At 62.9% G+C, this 17,036-nt stretch carries 10 protein-coding genes; 2 read left to right on the plus strand and 8 right to left on the minus strand.

All coding sequences use genetic code 11. From position 1 onward, the window contains the following. Positions 1-157: 157 nt before the first annotated feature. Positions 158-2,350 (plus strand): bifunctional 23S rRNA (guanine(2069)-N(7))-methyltransferase RlmK/23S rRNA (guanine(2445)-N(2))-methyltransferase RlmL, encoded by a 2,193-nt coding sequence (rlmKL, locus tag N436_RS02100; RefSeq protein ID WP_110740298.1) that lies wholly within the window; start codon positions 158-160, stop codon positions 2,348-2,350. Positions 2,351-2,444: 94 nt separating this feature from the next. After that, entirely contained in the window at positions 2,445-4,835 is a 2,391-nt protein-coding gene (locus tag N436_RS02105; RefSeq protein ID WP_110740299.1) for a diguanylate cyclase, read from the plus strand. A gap of 155 nt (positions 4,836-4,990) precedes the next feature. On the opposite strand, the gene dacB is transcribed toward N436_RS02105, so the two are convergent. The 8 genes from dacB to N436_RS02145 all read right to left on the minus strand — a co-directional run bounded on the left by dacB (position 4,991) and on the right by N436_RS02145 (position 16,970). Continuing rightward, positions 4,991-6,448: a D-alanyl-D-alanine carboxypeptidase/D-alanyl-D-alanine-endopeptidase gene (gene dacB / locus N436_RS02110; RefSeq protein ID WP_110740300.1), complete on the minus strand. Its 1,458-nt coding sequence runs from the start codon at positions 6,446-6,448 to the stop codon at positions 4,991-4,993. 201 nt (positions 6,449-6,649) lie between these two features. Then, on the minus strand, positions 6,650-6,994 hold the full coding sequence (locus N436_RS02115; RefSeq protein WP_003248695.1) for a YggL family protein: 345 nt from the start codon (positions 6,992-6,994) through the stop codon (positions 6,650-6,652). 34 nt (positions 6,995-7,028) lie between these two features. After that, positions 7,029-9,473 (minus strand): TonB-dependent siderophore receptor, encoded by a 2,445-nt coding sequence (locus tag N436_RS02120; protein WP_158286267.1) that lies wholly within the window; start codon positions 9,471-9,473, stop codon positions 7,029-7,031. A 103-nt stretch (positions 9,474-9,576) separates the two neighbouring features. Beyond that, positions 9,577-10,557 (minus strand): DUF4880 domain-containing protein, encoded by a 981-nt coding sequence (locus N436_RS02125; RefSeq protein WP_110740302.1) that lies wholly within the window; start codon positions 10,555-10,557, stop codon positions 9,577-9,579. Then, on the minus strand, positions 10,554-11,051 hold the full coding sequence (locus N436_RS02130; protein ID WP_110740303.1) for a sigma-70 family RNA polymerase sigma factor: 498 nt from the start codon (positions 11,049-11,051) through the stop codon (positions 10,554-10,556). Before N436_RS02130 ends, N436_RS02125 begins: the two co-directional genes overlap by 4 nt. A gap of 54 nt (positions 11,052-11,105) precedes the next feature. Next, positions 11,106-14,735: an ATP-binding protein gene (locus tag N436_RS02135; RefSeq protein ID WP_110740304.1), complete on the minus strand. Its 3,630-nt coding sequence runs from the start codon at positions 14,733-14,735 to the stop codon at positions 11,106-11,108. Between the two features lie 8 nt (positions 14,736-14,743). Next, positions 14,744-15,361 (minus strand): response regulator transcription factor, encoded by a 618-nt coding sequence (locus N436_RS02140; protein ID WP_110740305.1) that lies wholly within the window; start codon positions 15,359-15,361, stop codon positions 14,744-14,746. Positions 15,362-15,638: 277 nt separating this feature from the next. Then, the gene (locus N436_RS02145; RefSeq protein ID WP_105945251.1) at positions 15,639-16,970 is read right to left on the minus strand and encodes a deoxyguanosinetriphosphate triphosphohydrolase; all 1,332 of its coding nucleotides are present in this window, start codon (positions 16,968-16,970) and stop codon (positions 15,639-15,641) included. Positions 16,971-17,036 lie beyond the last annotated feature (66 nt).

Raw genomic sequence — 17,036 nt, forward strand, 5'->3', positions numbered from 1 at the left:
CCGGGCTGAGTGCAGATCGGTCAGGTGGCCTGGCCTTTCGCGGCACGTTCATGTGCCAGGAAGGGCCACCCGCACGCCTGCTGGAAAGGCCTGCGGGCAAACATCGCGGGGTGATGCGTCGCCTCGTCAGTCAATAGCCCAAGGCTCTGGAATACTCATGTCGGACCGTTTCGAACTCTACCTCACCTGCCCCAAAGGCCTTGAAGGCCTGCTTGCCGAAGAGGCCAAAGGCCTTGGCCTGGACGAAGTGCGTGAGCACACCTCGGCCATTCGCGGCGCCGCCGACATGGAAACCGCCTACCGCCTGTGTGTCTGGTCACGCCTGGCCAACCGGGTGTTGCTGGTGCTCAAGCGCTTCTCCATGAAGAACGCCGACGACCTTTACGATGGCGTGCACGCGGTCGACTGGGCCGACCACCTGGCAGCCGATGGCACCCTGGCGGTGGAGTTCAGTGGCCATGGCTCGGGCATCGACAACACTCACTTTGGTGCGCTGAAGGTCAAGGACGCGATCGTCGACAAGTTGCGCAACCGCGAAGGCCTGCGCCCGTCGGTGGAAAAGATCGACCCCGACGTACGCGTGCACCTGCGCCTGGACCGTGGCGAGGCCATTCTCTCCCTCGACCTGTCCGGCCACAGCTTGCACCAGCGTGGCTACCGCCTGCAGCAAGGCGCTGCGCCGCTGAAGGAAAACCTGGCGGCTGCGGTGTTGATCCGCTCCGGCTGGCCGCGCATTGCCGCCGAAGGTGGCGCGTTGGCCGACCCGATGTGCGGTGTGGGTACCTTCCTGGTCGAGGCCGCGATGATCGCCGCCGACATTGCGCCCAACCTCAAGCGTGAGCGCTGGGGCTTCAGTGCCTGGTTGGGCCATGTGCCGGCGCTGTGGCGCAAGGTGCATGACGAAGCGCAGGCGCGTGCACAGGCTGGCCTGGCCAAGCCGCCGCTGTGGATCCGTGGCTACGAGGCCGACCCGCGGCTGATCCAGCCGGGCCGCAACAACGTCGAGCGTGCCGGCCTGGGTGACTGGGTGAAAATCTACCAGGGCGAAGTCAGCACCTTCGAGCCGCGCCCGGACCAGAACCAGAAAGGCCTGGTCATCAGCAACCCGCCCTACGGCGAGCGTCTGGGTGATGAAGCCAGCTTGCTGTACCTCTACCAGAACCTCGGCGAGCGCCTGCGCCAGGCCTGCATGGGCTGGGAGGCAGCGGTGTTCACCGGTGCGCCGCAGCTGGGCAAGCGCATGGGCATTCGCAGCCACAAACAGTACGCGTTCTGGAACGGCGCCTTGCCGTGCAAGCTGCTGCTGTTCAAGGTGCAGCCTGACCAGTTCGTCACCGGCGAGCGTCGCGAAGCACAACCTGAGGGCGCGCAAACCCGCCAGCAACCCGCCGTTGCCAGCGAACCGGCACGCCTTTCGGAAGGCGCGCAGATGTTTGCCAACCGGTTGCAGAAAAACCTCAAACAACTGGGCAAATGGGCTCGCCGCGAACAGGTCGACTGCTACCGCCTGTACGATGCCGACATGCCCGAGTACGCGTTGGCTGTTGACCTGTACCAGGACTGGGTACATGTGCAGGAGTATGCCGCGCCACGCTCGATCGACCCGGACAAGGCCCAGGCACGCCTGCTCGATGCGTTGGCAGCCATCCCGCAGGCGCTGGGCATTTCGCCGCAGCGCGTAGTGCTCAAGCGCCGTGAGCGTCAGAGCGGCACCCGCCAGTACGAGCGCCAGGCGACCGAGGGCCGTTTCCAGGAGGTGAACGAAGGTGGCGTCAAGCTGCTGGTCAACCTCACCGACTACCTCGACACCGGGCTGTTCCTCGACCATCGCCCGATGCGCATGCGCATCCAGCGCGAGGCGGCCGACAAGCGCTTCCTCAACCTGTTCTGCTACACCGCCACCGCCACCGTGCATGCGGCCAAGGGCGGTGCGCGCAGCACCACCAGCGTCGACCTGTCGAAAACCTACCTGGACTGGGCGCGGCGCAACCTGGCGCTTAATGGCTTCTCTGAGCGCAACCGCCTGGAGCAGGGTGATGTGATGGCGTGGCTGGAGGGTAACCGCGACAGCTACGACCTGATTTTCATCGACCCGCCCACCTTCTCCAACTCCAAGCGCATGGAAGGCGTGTTCGACGTGCAGCGTGACCACGTTCAAATGCTGGACCTGGCCATGGCCCGTCTGGCGCCGGGCGGTGTGTTGTACTTCTCCAACAACTTCCGCAAGTTCCAGCTGGACGAGCACCTGATGGCGCGTTATGCGGTGGAGGAAATCACCGCCCAGACCCTGGACCCGGACTTCGCCCGTAACAACCGGATTCACCGGGCCTGGCGCCTGCAGCTGCGCTGAACCGACGAGGTACATTGCGCGGCTAATGGCCAATAGCTATAAATGTGGGCAGGGCAAGATAATCCGCAGGACGCTGACGTGACGAGATGGGTGTATGTCAAAGTGTGGCGTGCGTGCGCGGTTATCTGGCCTGTGCACAGAGACGGTGTCCGCGTGGGCGGTGGCGCTGGTGGCCTTGGTGGCGGGCGGTCTGTTGACGGCCGCCTTGGCACTGGCCGCGCAGGCGTTTTACAAGCAGCAGTTGCGCCAGCGCTTCGAGTTGCTAGCCAGCGAACGCTACAGCCGTATTGCCGAGCGTTTTGATGAACAACAGCAGCGCCTGGATGGCCTGCGGCGGTTCTTCAGCTTTTCCAACGAAGTGACACCACGCGAATTTGACGGTTACGCCCGGCCGTTGCTGCAGCGTACCTTGGCCTACGCCTGGGCGCCGCGTGTGGAAGCCGCGCAGCGTGCCGAGTTCGAGCAGCATGCCCGCGAGCATTCCGGCCCGGGCTATGTGATCCGTGACCAGGATGCGCAAGGCCAGTGGCACCCCGCGCCGTTGCGCGACCATTACTTCCCTGTGTTGTATACCCAATCCGGTGAAATGCCCGGGCTGCCCTATGGGCTGGATCTTGCCGGCCAGGGTGAGCCCCAGGCTGCCCTGGCGCGGGCGCTCGGGCCTGGCAGCATGGCGGTGTCCGAGCCCTTGGCCATGTACGATATTCCTTCCTATGCGCGCGGCCTGGTGCTGGTAGCCCCCGTGTTTTCCGATGCCAACCCGCATGGCGCTGCAGTGGGCTATGTGGTGGCGTTGTTGAGCATGCGCGAGATGGTCAGCGATGGACGCCCTGTGGCAGCGGATGACAACCTGGTGGTGCGTATCGTCGACCCGTCCGGGTTGCAAGGGCCGCAAGTACTGTACGACTCGCAGAACCAGGTTGCCCCGTTGTCGCTGAGCAGCAACCAGCTGCTGCACCTGGCAGACCACCACTTCCAGCTGAGCATCCTGCCGAGCCAGGCCTTCGTGCGGGCCAATCGCTCATCGGCGGTACTGGCGGTCGGGCTGCTGGGCGGGTTGTTGAGCCTGCTGCTCAGTGCCTTGCTCTACAGCCTGTTCAGCCAGCGCCAGCGTGCCCTGGCCCTGGTCGAGCAGCGTACCGCCGAGTTGCGGGTCAGCGAGCAGTCCTTGCGCGGCACCCATAATCAGTTGCGCAGTGTATTGGAGGCCGCGACCCAGGTGGCCATTATTGCCACCAACCTCAAGGGCGAAGTCAGCACGTTCAACACGGGGGCCGAGCGTATGCTGGGTTATCCGGCCAACCAGGCCATCGGCCAGTTGCGCCTGGAGGACCTGGTGCTGCAGGACGAATTGAGCCTGCGTGCGCATGCGCTCAGCCAGCGTTTTGGCCGGCACATTGCCGGTGGACAGGCGCTGTTTGCAGAAACCGTTTACGAGCGAGGCGCCGAGCCGGGTGAGTGGACCTTGCTACGCGCCGATGGCAGCCAGTTGGTGGCCAACATGCTGGTCACGGCCATGCTTGACGAACAGGGCCTGTGGGTTGGCTACCTGGCCATCTGCATCGATGTCACCGAGCGGCGTCGGGTACACGAGGCACTGGCGGCGCGCGACCGGCTGCTGGAAAAGCTCAGTGCCGAGGTGCCGGGCGGTATTTATCAGTATCGCCTGGATGCCGATGGGCATTCGTGTTTCCCCTATGCCAGCAAAGGCCTTTACGACATCTACGAAGTGGACCTGCAGCAGTTGCGCGAAGATGCCTCGGTGGTGTTCGAGCGTATCCACCCCGATGACCTGGAGCGCGTGCGCCGTTCGGTACGTTACTCGGCCGAGCACCTGGCACCCTGGCGCGAGGAATACCGGGTGTGCCTGCCACGTGCCGGCCTGCGCTGGGTGCGTGGCGAAGCGACGCCGGAAGTGGGTGAGCAGGGCTGTACCTTGTGGCATGGCTACCTGACGGACATCTCGGACCTCAAGGGTGTGGAGGAAGAGTTGCGGGCGCTGTCGGTGACCGATTCACTGACCGGCATTCATAACCGCCGGTACTTTCAGGAACGGCTCAAGGTCGAACTGGAGCGGGCTCAGCGTGATGGCTTGGCGCTGGCCGTGATCATGCTCGATATCGATCACTTCAAGCACATCAACGACCGCTTCGGCCATGCCGTCGGCGACCGGGTGCTGCGCAGCCTGTGCCAGCGTATCGGCCAGCGCTTGCGGCGCACCGATGTATTCTGCCGGTTGGGCGGAGAGGAATTCATGGTGCTGTGCCCGGGCAGTGATGCCGAGCAGGCGCGGCTGCTGGCACTGGAGTTGTGGCATGGGCTACGCAATGTGCCGGTGGACGGCGTGGGCAAGGTGACGGCCAGTTTTGGTGTGGCGGGATGGCGGCCGGGGGAGGGCGCCGATGCCCTGTTGTTGCGGGCGGATGCGGGGGTGTATGCAGCCAAGCAGGCTGGGCGGGACAGGGTGGAGGGCGAGTCAGCCTGACAGCTGACGCGGTCGTTGTGGGAGCGGCCTTGTGTCGCGAAAGGGCCGCATAGCGGCCCCCAGGATTCGGCATCAACGCCGAAATTGATGGGGCTGCTATGCAGCCCTTTCGCGACGCAAGGCCGCTCCCACAGTGGCAGTGTATGGCTGCAGGATCAGTTGGCTGCAGTGCTGCCCGCCAGCTTCGGCTGGCGATACAGGTCCAGCAACACCTGGTCGAGCACCTGCGAAGCCCCCCATGGTTTCGGGTCGTTGAGGATTGCCGCCACCGCCCAGGTATGGCCGTTGCTGTCACGGCTGAAACCGGCAATCGCCCGCACGGTGTTCAGCGTGCCGGTCTTGATGTGCCCTTCGCCGGTCATGGCTGTGCGCTTGAGGCGCTTGCGCATGGTGCCGTCCATGCCCACCAGCGGCATCGAGCTCATGAACTCGGCGGCGTAGGGGCTCTTCCAGGCGGCCTGCAGCATCTCGGCCATTTCCCGGGTGCTGACCCGTTCGGCACGCGACAGCCCTGAGCCGTTTTCCATCACCAGGTGCGGCGCGGTAATGCCTTTCTTCGCCAGCCACTGGCGGACCACGCGTTGCGCGGCACGGGCGTCGTCGCCGTCGGCATCGGTGCGGAACTGCGCGCCAAGGCTCAGGAATAGCTGCTGGGCCATGGTGTTGTTGCTGTACTTGTTGATGTCGCGGATCACTTCCACCAGGTCTGGCGAGAAGGCGCGGGCCAGCAGGCGTGCACCTTTGGGCACGTTCTCGATGCGGTCGCCACCCTGGATGTTGCCACCCAGCTCGTTCCAGATCGCGCGCACGGCACCGGCGGCGTAGGTCGGGTGGTCGAGCAGCGACAGATAGGTCTGCGAGTTGCAGCCGTCACCCAGCTGGCCGCTGACGGTGACGCTGATGCCATCGGCCTGAGGTACCGGGTTGTAGCGCACATCACCCGTGCACTGCTTGGACGCCACGGCCTTGACCTGGTTGTCGATGCGAATGCTGGCAATAGGGGGTTCGACCGCGATGGTAACCTTGCCACCATCGTTGCGGGCCACGAAGCGCAGGGCCTTGAGGTTGACCAGCAGCGAGTCGGGTTTGACCAGGAACGGCTTGTTTTCATCGCCGCCGTCATCGTTGAACTGCGGCAGGTTGGGCTGCACGAAGTGGCTGCGGTCCAGCACCAGGTCACCGGTGATGGTGCGCACGCCATTGGCGCGCAGGTCACGCATCAGCAACCAGAGCTTTTCCATGTTCAGTTTCGGGTCGCCGCCACCTTTGAGGTACAGGTTGCCGTTGAGCACGCCATTGCTCAGGTTGCCGTCGGTGTAGAACTCGGTTTTCCACTGAAAGGTGGGGCCGAGCAGTTCGAGGGCGGCATAGGTGGTAACCAGTTTCATGGTCGAGGCCGGGTTCACCGAAACATCGGCATTGAACACGGTCGGGGTACCTGGCCCGTCCAGCGGCAGCATTACCAGTGACAGCGCTGTGTCCTGCAGCTTGTTGGCTTTGAGCGCCTGCTGCACTTTGGCGGGCAGGGTGGTATTGACGGCGGCGGCGTGGCTGGGCAATGCGAGTGGCAACAGCAGGCCGGCAAGAACGAGGGGACGAAGCGTTTTGATCATAATGAATAAATACCCTGCAGCGAGGGGAAAGGGCATAGGGGCTGTAAGAGATGATGGCCCCAGGACGAAAGAGTACGCATTATGCCCCAAGCGCAGCGACGATGCGCCACGTTCGACGGAAAAGCATGGCGGATAAAAAGCATCGGCAATAAAAAAGGCCACCCATGCGGGTGGCCTTTTCAGCGATCAGACAGGCACGTATCACTCAGCCTTGTTGATCGGCTTTTCCGGGTACCAGGCGTCCAGCAGCGGGCTGACTTCGATTTTGGTCAGTTCGCTGCGGCCCTTGAGCCAGGCTTCTACGGCGGCGCGTTGTTCTTCGCTGACCGAACCGCGCTTGACCGAGCACACCAGGCCGAAATCGTCACCGCCTACATAGTCCAGGCCGTTGGCGTCCATGGCTTCTTCCAGGAACGCATCGAGGAAAGCATCGATTGCCTGGTCATCCAGATCTTCCTTGAATTCCAGGTTCAGCTCGAAGCCCAATTCCTGAAACTCGTCGACACACAGCTTCTTGCGCAGACGACGGGAGCGGTTTGTGGCCATGAAACAATCCTCTTAGGTAATAACGCCGCGCAGTCTACCAGTTGTAGCTCACCTCGGCCACGACAGTACGCCCCTCACCCATGTTGCAGGCCAGGGCGAAGAAGCAGGATGCCACGTAGTACTTGTCGGTGATGTTCTTCAGGTTCACGCTGGCCTTGACGCCTTGCAGGCTGGCGTCCAGGTGCCCCAGGTCATAACGCACGGCGGCGTCGTAGAGGGTGTAGGAGGGCACCTTGAAGGTATTCATGCTGTCGCCGTAGCTGAACCCGGTGTAGCGCGCGCCCATGCCAATGCTCAAGCCTTGAAGTGGATCGAACGGCACGCTGTAGTCAGCCCACACCGAGGCCAGCCGGGCTGGCACTTTGAACGGGTGCTTGCCCTCGTCGCCGCCATTGCTCTTGGTAACCTCGACGTCGCTGTACGACAGAGAGCCGATCAGCTTGAGCTGCTGGGAGACGCTGGTGATGGCTTCCAGCTCAACACCACGCGAACGGGTTTCCCCTGTCTGAATGCTGTAGCTGGTGTTCTGCGGGTCGGTCGTGGTTGCGTTCTGTTTGCGCAGGTCATAGACGGACAGGGTAACCTGCGTGTCGCTGCCGGGCGGCTGGTAGCGCACGCCCACCTCATACTGCTTGGCGGTTTCCGGATCGAACGGCTTGCTGCCTCGGGCCGGGGAGGTGCTGCCGCTGACGGGGTTGAATGACTCGGCGTAGCTGATGTAGGGCGCCAGGCCATTGTCGAACAGGTAGACCAGGCCTGCCCGGCCCGTGAAGGCATCCCAGTCCTGGTCCGCGGTTTCCTGGCCTGTCCAGCGGTCGGTGGTACGGGTTCTGGCGCGGTCCTGGCGGCCGCCCAGGGTCAGCACCCATTGCTCGTACTTCAGCTGGTCCTGGAAGTAGTAACCCAGCTGGGTGGTGCGTTGCCGGGTATTGACCCAGGCGGTGTAGGCCGAGGTGTCCACCGGTGCGCCGTAGGCCGGGTCGAAGACATTGATCGGCGTGGCGTTGCCCCATTTTTCGTTGCGTGTCGATTTGCTCCAGCTGTAGTCGACGCCAAACAATGCAGTGTGTTCGACCGGCCCTGTAGCGAAGCGGGCCTGCAACTGGTTGTCCAGCGCCAGGTGGTCACCGTAGGCGTGGCGGAGCTGGTAATTGCGGTTGATCGAGGCGTTCGGTACGCCGTCGCTGCCAGTGACCAGGCCGCTGACCCTGGCCAGGTAGTTTTCCTGGTTGTCGTAGGTGCTGTACCGGACGTTTTGGCGCACGGTCCAGACTTCGTTGAAGTCATGCCGGAATTCGTACCCCAGCGAGCTGCTTTCGACCTCTTCGAAATCGAACGACGGTTCACCGATGAAGCGGTCCATCGGTACCCGGCCATAGGGGCTGCTGCCGTTCACTGCCGCCCACGGGATGTTGCTGGGGGCCAGGGCCTTGTTTTTCTGGTAGGCCGCCAGCAAGGTCAGGCTGGTGGCATCGTTGGGTTTCCACGTGAGGCTGGGTGCGACATAAGTGCGGTCGTCAGCGGTGTGGTCGTACACGCCATCCGCTTCACGGCCAAGGGCAACCAGGCGGTAGCTGAGTGTTTCGCTCAACGGGCCGCTGCTGTCGAAGGTCAGCTGCCGGCGGTGGTCGCTACCGAATGACACGCCAACCTCGCCGCGGGCGTAATCGGTGGGGCGCTTGGAAACTGTATTGATCAACCCGCCAGGCTCGCTTTGGCCATACAGGATCGAGGACGGGCCTTTGAGTACTTCCACGCGTTCCAGGCCGTAGGGTTCTTCGGCGAACATGCCGAAAAAGCCCAGCGGGCGCAGGCGCAGGCCATCCTTGTAGGTGAAGGACACCGCATAGCCACGCAGGAAAATGTTGTCTGCGGCGTTGTTGGCGCCGCCAGAGTCGGAACGCACGCCTGAGGTGTAACGCAAGGCTTCATCCAGGCGTTGCACGCCCATGTCGTCCAGGCGCTCGCGGGTTACCACCGAGACGGCCTGGGGCGTTTCCAGAAAGGCACTGTCGGTTTTGGTGGCCGTGGTGCTGCGGCGAGCGATGTAGCCGTCACCGGGGCCAAAGGGGTCATCCCGATAGCTGTCAGCCTGAACGCTGGTGGCGTCGAGTTCCAGTGCGCCGGCATCATTCGCCCGTACAACGAGCCGATAACGCCCGGCACCGGTCATCACCGCTTGTAACCCGGTGCCCTCAAGCAACAGGGCCAAGGCCTGGGCCACCGGGTAGTGCCCTTTCAGGCCTGCGGTGCGCAGCCCCTGTGACAGTTGCGAGTCGACCGCAACCATCACGCCGGCCTGTTGGCCAAATTGCCCCAGCGCGTTGTCCAGTGCGCCGGCCGGAATATCGAAAGCGCTGGCAGCACTGAGCTCGGCTTTGGCTTCTGCTGCCAGTAGCGGCGGTGTGATCGCAGCCAGGGTGAGGCCGAGCAGTAAGGGGCGCATGGCGGCGGCGAGCGGGGTAGGGGGGCTGTACATCGAGACAATCCTTGGCGGGTGGGGGGCTTCACGCTGTGGAGTCAGCGCCTTTCCCTTGTCTTGATGCATGAGTGGGCAAAACCTGCCTGCAATTTTGAAAAAATCATGCAGGCAGTACGTTTGCCCAGTAGCCGAAGACCTTGTTTACGCGCACAGGCAGCACCTTGGTCAGCAAGTCCAGGCTTGCCTCTGGTTGATCGATGGAAAACGCGCCGCTGACCAACAAAGGCGCAATGGCCGGGTCGCAGCGCAAGAAACCAGGGCGGTAGCGGTCAAGCTCGGCCAACAGCTCGCCAAGCGGCATGCGCTCGGCAAGCAACTGCCCGTGAACCCAGGCACTGGCAGCGGCGGTAAGGGGCGTGGCTGGGCCTGCCTGGTCAATGCCGAATGCCTGCTGCCAGCCGCCACTCAATTCGAAGCGTTGCCCTTGTGCCTGCTCGACCAGCGCCTCGCCTTGCAGCAACTGCACGCGGGTATCGATCACGCCGGGCAGGCCATGACTGATCATCAGCTGCGACCCACCTGCAGGCTGGATCGATACTTCGGGTGTGACCACGCGCACGGATGCTGACGCATTCAGCGTCAGCAGTATCCGGCCACTGTTGAGGGTCAGTAGCCTGCCATTGGCAAGCAATTCGCTGTCCAGGGCGGTGCGCGTGTCCAGCTTCAGGTCCAGCCCCCCGGGCAGGGCCCAGCTGCGGCGTTCACCTGTGGCGGTGGCATAGTCGCTGAACAGGCTCGGCAACAGGCTACGTTGGTGTATGGCCTGGCCTGTGGCGAGCACGACGGCAACCCCGGCCATGCCTTTGAGTACACTGCGTCGCGACAGGTGGGTGCGTGCGTTCAGCAACTGCCGTGCATTGGGTGCGGCAAGCGCATGGGTGCTTTCACGCAAGCCTTGGCCAATACCGTTCAGGCGTTGCCAGGCCCGCTCGTGCTCGGCGTTTTGCTGGCGCCACTGCTGGCAGGCCATCTGTTCGTCCTGGCTGCTCAACCCGGATTGCATGCGCACCATCCACAACATGGCTTGCTCCAGCACCTCGGGGTCGAGCGCCTGGGCATCGCTGCAAGGCTGCGTATTCATGGGCCGTACACGGCAGCGTAGCAATGCCGGTAGGCCTTGAGCATGGCCTTCTGCACGACGTTGGTGGTCAGCCCGAGGTGCTCGGCGATTTGCGGGTAGGTCCAGCCGTCGAGTTGCGAAAGCAGGAAAATTTCGCGCACCTTGCTGCCAAGCCCGTCCAGCACCTGGCCCACTGCATCCAGCGCCTCCAGTACCAGGAGGCGCGTTTCTTCGTCGGGCTGATGCTGCGGTTCCAGCAGTGCCAGGCTGTTCAGGTAAGCCCGTTCCAGTGCTTGCCTTCGAAAATGCTGAAGGCATAACCGGTTGGCCACTGTGCCCAGGTAGGCCCGGGGCTCGCGCAGCAACGAGGGCATCTCGCTGCGTAACAGCCTGACAAAGGTGTCCTGGGCCATGTCCAGTGCCTGGTCGCGGTTGCCCAGTTTGCGCCGGAGCATACTCACCACCCAGCTATGGTGCTGGATGTAGAGCTCGCCGATGTCGTGCGGGCTTGGCATTTGCTGAGACTCTCAGGGAAAGGGTTGAAAATGCCAGCATGCTAATGCTTCTCATTAGAAAATCAAACTGCTTGTCGTCTCTCCTGCGAGGTCCCTGGAAAGCGCCAGCTCCACCCGCCGCATATGCCGCGCCAGTGCCTGACGCCGCAGGCGCAACTGGGCAGTAGGCAAGCCACCAGGCTCCAGTGCTTCGCAGGCGGCCATCAGGTCGGGCGCTTCGAGCATGCGCGCGGCGCTGAGCACTTTGTGGGCCTGTTCGGCAATGGCATCGGCGTCGTGCTCTGGGTGCAGCGCCATCAAGGTGGAAAAATCGGCCTGCAGGCTCTGCTGCAGAGTCTGCAGAAAACGTCGTCGGTCGGCGGGGTCATGCCCGACCACTGCAGCCAGGCCATCCAGGTGATACAGGAGGCGTCGGCGCTTGCGCTGCCGGCGCGGGTTGATGCCGGCCAGGCGCTGGCTGAGGGTGCTCAGGCTGATGGGCTTGAGCAGGCAGTCGTCCATGCCGGCGCTCAGGCACTTGCGGCGTACTTCTGGCTGAGCGTTGGCGGTATAGCCAAGAATGGTGCAGCGTGGCCGGTTGCCATGGCGCTCTTCGGTGCGCACGGCTGTCGCCAACTGGTAGCCGTTCATGTGCGGCATGTTGCAGTCAAGTACCAGCACATCGAAGTTGCCCGCCCGCCAGGCAGCCAGGCCTTCACGACCATCGCGGGCGCTGGCGTGTTCCAGGCCCAGGTAGGCAAGCTGCTGCGCCATCAGTTGCAGGTTGGCCGGATGGTCGTCGATCACCAGCACGTTCAGCCGCGGGTCGGGCACATCAAGTTTTTCGATCAGGGGGGCCGACTGCACTTGCGCATCAACCTGTTGCAGCGGCATTTTCAGGCAGACTTGGGTGCCGACCCCTTCGAGGCTTTTGAGGGTCAGGTCGCCACCCATCATTTCGCACAGGTTGCGGCAGATGGTCAGGCCCAACCCGGTACCCGCGCGCGCGCCCTGGCTATGCGGGTTGGCCTGGACGAACGGGGTGAACAGGCGTTGCAGGTCGTCGGCGTGGATGCCGATGCCACTGTCACGCACTTCCAGTTGCAGTACGGCGGGCGTGCTGGTGCCGGTGTCGGTGTCCCGCAGGTCGGCGCTGATACGCACCTGGCCATGCTCGGTGAACTTGATGGCGTTGCTGAGCAGGTTGGACAGCACCTGTTTGAAGCGCAGGGGGTCGAGCAAGGCATGGCAGCGCGCGGCCGGCGTGATCATCACCTCAAGTGCCAGACCTTTCTGGCGCGCCTGGCCCTCGAAGATACGCCCCACCGACTCCACCAATGCGGCCAGGTCTACGGCCTCCGGCGCCAGGGTCAGGTGCCCGGACTCGATGCGCACGATATCGAGGATATCGCCGATCAGGCCCAGCAGGTCTTTGGCCGAATGGTGGGCAAGCTCCAGTGCGCTACGGTCCAGCCGACCTTGGTCGGCGCGTTTCACCGCCAGTTCGAGCATGCCGATCACGGCATTCATCGGCGTGCGTATTTCGTGGCTGATGGTGGCCAGGAAGGTGCTTTTGGCGCGGTTGGCATCGTCGGCCTGTTGTTTGGCCTGGCGCAGCTCCAGCACCAGCTGGCGGCGATCGCTGATGTCGATCCAGCCGCCGATGATGCCCTGGATTTCTCCCAGTGAGTCGCGGTACGGCAGAATCCAGTGATAAATGGTCAGCTCGCGTCCCTTGATCCGCAGGGGGCGGTCCATGATCAACGGCGACCCGGCGGCCATGACTTTCAGGTAGTCGGCCTGGATTTGACGGGTTTGCTCGGGATTGGCGAACAGGCTGTTTTCGAGCTGCTTTCCAATAACCTCATCGGCCCGGGCCTGCACGGCTTCCAGGTAGCTGTAGTTGCAGCTTTTCAGGCAGCCCTCGCGGTCACGCACATACATGGGGTGGGGGGTGCCGTTGAGCAGTGCGCGCATGAATGCCAGTTGGTCGTTCAGGGCGCGTTCGGCGCGGTGGCGCTGGCGAATCTGCAGGCGCAGGCGAGCGTTCCAGAGCAAGGCCAGCAGCAGAAGCACGGCAGTGCCCAGCACCACCTGCAGGGCGAGGCGGCTGTAACCCTTGGCGTTGCTGTCTTCGTGCCGGCCAAACCCGCGCCAGCGGTTGTTGATAACCCCCAGCTCCTCCGGTGAGATGCTGAGCAGTGCCTTGTCGAGGATCGACAGCAGGGCCGGTGAAGGGGCCATGGTGGCCATGGCGAAGTTGGCGGGTTCGCTGCCCACCGACGAGCGGATCACCAGGTCCGGGTTGCTGGCCAAGGCGTGGTTGGCATCGATCAGGGTGGTAATCACTGCATCGACGGCACCACTGTTGAGCAACGCCATGGAGTAGAATGCGCTTTCGGTCTCGACCCAGCCGATCTGCGGATAGTACCGGGACAGCATGGCATCCATGGCGCTGTAGCGGGTAATGGCGATGCGATGCCCTTGCAGTTGTTCCAGCGAGCCCAGTGCCTTGTTGTCCTTGTGGCTGACCAGTACGTAGGCGCTTTCCAGGTAGGGGCGGCTGATTAGCATGTCGTCCCCCGCCGCCCCGGCGCTGGCCAATGCGGCGATGACATCGGCCCGGCCATCCTTGAGGCGGGCAATCATGTCGGCAATGCCACTGGCACGTTGTACTTCGAAGCGCAACCCCGTGCGCAGGCGGATGAGCTCCAGCAGGTCGGCAGTGATGCCGCGAAAATGCCCCGAATCATCGAAATAGGAAAGTGGTGCAGCCGTGTCATCAATCGCCACGCGCATCACCGGGTGCTGCTGCAGCCACTGTTGCTCGGCCTCGCTCAATTGCAGTTGGCGGTCGCTCAGCAGTTGGTCGCTGCCAGCGCTCCAGCGCTTGAAGATGCTGGTGCGCATGGCCGGGGTCTGGCTGTCGAGGACAACGTTCACCAGCTCCAGCAGCAGTGTGTCTTGCTGGCGCAAGGCAAAGCCGAAGCCGATGGCCTCGTGCTTGCCGAAGTTGGCCATGCGCAGGCGTGGCAGGTGGCCGCGATTGAGCTGGTAGTGCGTGGAGATGGTGTCGCCGATGAACACGTCGGCCTGGCCGAATGCCACGGCATTCAGTGCCTGGCTGGAAGAGCCGAAGGCCAGCAGCTCGGCCTTGGGGTAGGCGCTGTGGACTTCCTGTTTGGGCAGGTAGTGGTAGAGCATGCCCAGGCGCATGCCGGTCAGGTCCGTGTCCATCGCCCGGTTTTCATCTTCGCGCGTTACCAGTACCGGTTGGTCGATGGCATAGGGCTGTGACAGCGCCAGGCCGTCGTTGGCTGCTTCGTAGCCATTGGCGCTGCCGAGCAAATCGATATCACCCTGCCTGAGCGCCTCCACCGCCGCCTGCCGGCTGGAAAAGCGCAGTACCCGGACGGGTAACTGCAGGGCCTTGCCGACCAGGCTTGCATACTCGGCAGTCAGGCCTTGGTAGTCGCGGCCGCCACTGGTGATGTCGAACGGCGGGTAGTCGGGTGCCGACGTCCCCAGTACCAGCTCCTGACGGCCTTCAAGCCATAACCGTTGTTCGGGCGTGAACAGGAGCTGGGCTGGCCCGGCCGATGACCGTGCCAGCAACGTGTAGGACGATGCTTCGCGATTGGTAGCGTGTGTCGCGCCGCTTGACAGCAGCAGGGCGAGCAGCAGGCGGGCGATAGTGCGGCCCATGGCCACCTTCAGACAAGCGCGTTGCGCTTGGCCATCTCGATCAGGTCCACCAGCGTGTTGACCTGAAGCTTGTGCATGAGCCGCTTTTTGTAGGTGCTGACGGTTTTGCTGCTGAGGAACATGCCTTTGGCAATTTCCTTGTTGCTGCGGCCTTGGGCGAAGAGTTGCAGTACCATCAGTTCGCGGTCATTCACCTGGCGGAAAAGTTGCAAGTCGGTACCGGTAGTCGGGTTGTTATTGATGGCCTGGCTGGGGAAATAGTTATATCCAGCCAGAACCGCCTTGATCGCACTGAGCAGTTCACCCAGGTCTTCTTGCTTGCACACGTAACCCGCAGCACCTGAATGCATGCAGCGCACGGCAAACAATGCCGGAGACTGTGCAGTCAATACCAGAACCTTCAAGGGCAGGGCCATCGACTGAAAACGGGCAAGTACCTCCAGGCCGTCTAACTTGGGGATGCTGATGTCGAGGATGACCAGGTCGGGGTTGCTCTCCCGGATCATCTGCATGGCGTCCACGCCGTTGTCCGACTCGCCGGCAATCTTGCAGTTCTGGTTTTCCAGCAGCATACGGACGGCCAGGCGAATGACCGGATGGTCGTCAACAATAAATATGGAGTGCATGTTCAACTTCCCTGCGGTCGTTTGGGGTGACAGGTGGCACCTTATCGCAGTTGGAAGTCGCCGGGCATGCGAGGATGGGCTGTTAGCCCTATATGGGAAATGGCTTACAAGATAAAACAAAACCGGCTACGAAATGGGTATGTTTAACTCGATGTCAAAGCACATTTGGTAACTTTTCATTGATTTTTATTCGTGTTGTTTAATTTGCCGTCAGTATATGTAGGAAGTTTCCTGCAATGAGCGGTGCAGCCGAGGCAGGCTGCACCGAAAGCTCAACTCACGTAGGGCTGGAGCGCCCGGTCATTTCGCTGGCCATTTCGCTGGCGTAGCTGTCGGTCATGCCAGCGATGAAGTCGATCATGCGCAGGAAGGCACTGTGCAACGAGGCATGGGGGTCTGGAGCATTGTTGCCGATCAGGTCCAGCACCCGGCGGCTCTTGAACGATGGCGTGCGCCCACCGTGCTGTTCAAGGGCTGCACCGCAGAAGGTGTTCAGCAGAATCTCCAGGGTGGTGTAGGCACCGATTTCATGCAGGGTCTTGCGCTTGTCCTGGAAGATCTTGTTGCGCGCCATGTCCTTGGCCTGCAGCACGCAGCGCTTGGCCGGGCCGTGCATGTGCTCGACCAGGTCGCCCGCCAGTTGCCCGGCCAGCAAGGCGTGTTGCTGCTCGACGAAGGCGTGGGCGGCAGCGTTGGTCAGGTGCTCGATGGCCTTGCCACGCAGAATGGCCAGCTTACGCCGGCGCGAGTCGCGTGGGCCTAGCTGGCGGTAGGTTTCCGGCAGGTCATCACCGACCAGGTCGAGCAGCAACGCTTCGACTTCGGCGTATTGCAGCAGCTCCATTTCCAGGCCGTCTTCGAGGTCGATCAGTGCATAGCAGATGTCGTCGGCAGCCTCCATCAGGTACACCAGCGGGTGGCGTGCCCAACGTTGGTCTTCCAGTTGTGGCAGCCCCAGTTTGCGGGCGATCTGTTCGAGCAGGGGCAGTTCGCTCTGGTAGCTGCCGAACTTGTGCTTCTTGTAACCCATGGCATCGGCGTGGCGGGCGCTCCAGGGGTACTTGAGGTAGGTGCCGAGGGTGGCATACGTCAGCCGGGTGCCGCCGTCGAACTGGTGGTACTCCAGCTGGGTAAGCACGCGAAAACCCTGTGCGTTGCCTTCGAAGTTGAGGAAGTCGGCCCGCTCGTCGTCGTTCATGTCGTCCAGCCAGCCACGCCCGGCGGCTTGCTGGAACCAGTGGCGAATGGCGTCTTCGCCGGAGTGGCCGAATGGCGGGTTGCCTATGTCGTGGGCCAGACAGGCCGACTGTACGATCATTCCGAGATCACTGGGGGCGCACCAGTCCGGCAGGCTGTCGCGCAGGGTTTCGCCGACGCGCATGCCCAGCGAGCGACCGACACAGCTGACTTCCAACGAATGGGTCAGACGCGTGTGGATATGGTCGTTGCTGGAAACCGGGTGTACCTGGGTCTTGCGCCCAAGGCGACGGAAAGCGCCGGAGAAGATGATGCGGTCGTGGTCTTTGTGGAAGGGGCTGCGCCCGAGTTCATCGGCGCTATAGAGGGCTTTGCCCAGGCGTTCGCGGGTGAGCAGGGTGTGCCAGTCCAAGGCGCGGTCTCCTGTGGATCGAAGGCTTTAGCTTCCCGTGTCGTGTTCATCTGCGCAAGGGGCAGG

This window comes from Pseudomonas sp. RV120224-01b (genome assembly GCF_003208145.1).
Lineage (GTDB): Bacteria > Pseudomonadota > Gammaproteobacteria > Pseudomonadales > Pseudomonadaceae > Aquipseudomonas > Aquipseudomonas monteilii.

Coding starts and splice junctions, on each gene's coding strand:
- rlmKL (WP_110740298.1), top strand. CDS start 158: ATGTCGGACCGTTTCGAACTCTACCTCACCTGCCCCAAAGGCCTTGAA.
- N436_RS02105 (WP_110740299.1), top strand. CDS start 2,445: ATGTCAAAGTGTGGCGTGCGTGCGCGGTTATCTGGCCTGTGCACAGAG.
- dacB (WP_110740300.1), bottom strand. CDS start 6,448: ATGATCAAAACGCTTCGTCCCCTCGTTCTTGCCGGCCTGCTGTTGCCA.
- N436_RS02115 (WP_003248695.1), bottom strand. CDS start 6,994: ATGGCCACAAACCGCTCCCGTCGTCTGCGCAAGAAGCTGTGTGTCGAC.
- N436_RS02120 (WP_158286267.1), bottom strand. CDS start 9,473: ATGTACAGCCCCCCTACCCCGCTCGCCGCCGCCATGCGCCCCTTACTG.
- N436_RS02125 (WP_110740302.1), bottom strand. CDS start 10,557: ATGAATACGCAGCCTTGCAGCGATGCCCAGGCGCTCGACCCCGAGGTG.
- N436_RS02130 (WP_110740303.1), bottom strand. CDS start 11,051: ATGCCAAGCCCGCACGACATCGGCGAGCTCTACATCCAGCACCATAGC.
- N436_RS02135 (WP_110740304.1), bottom strand. CDS start 14,735: ATGGGCCGCACTATCGCCCGCCTGCTGCTCGCCCTGCTGCTGTCAAGC.
- N436_RS02140 (WP_110740305.1), bottom strand. CDS start 15,361: ATGCACTCCATATTTATTGTTGACGACCATCCGGTCATTCGCCTGGCC.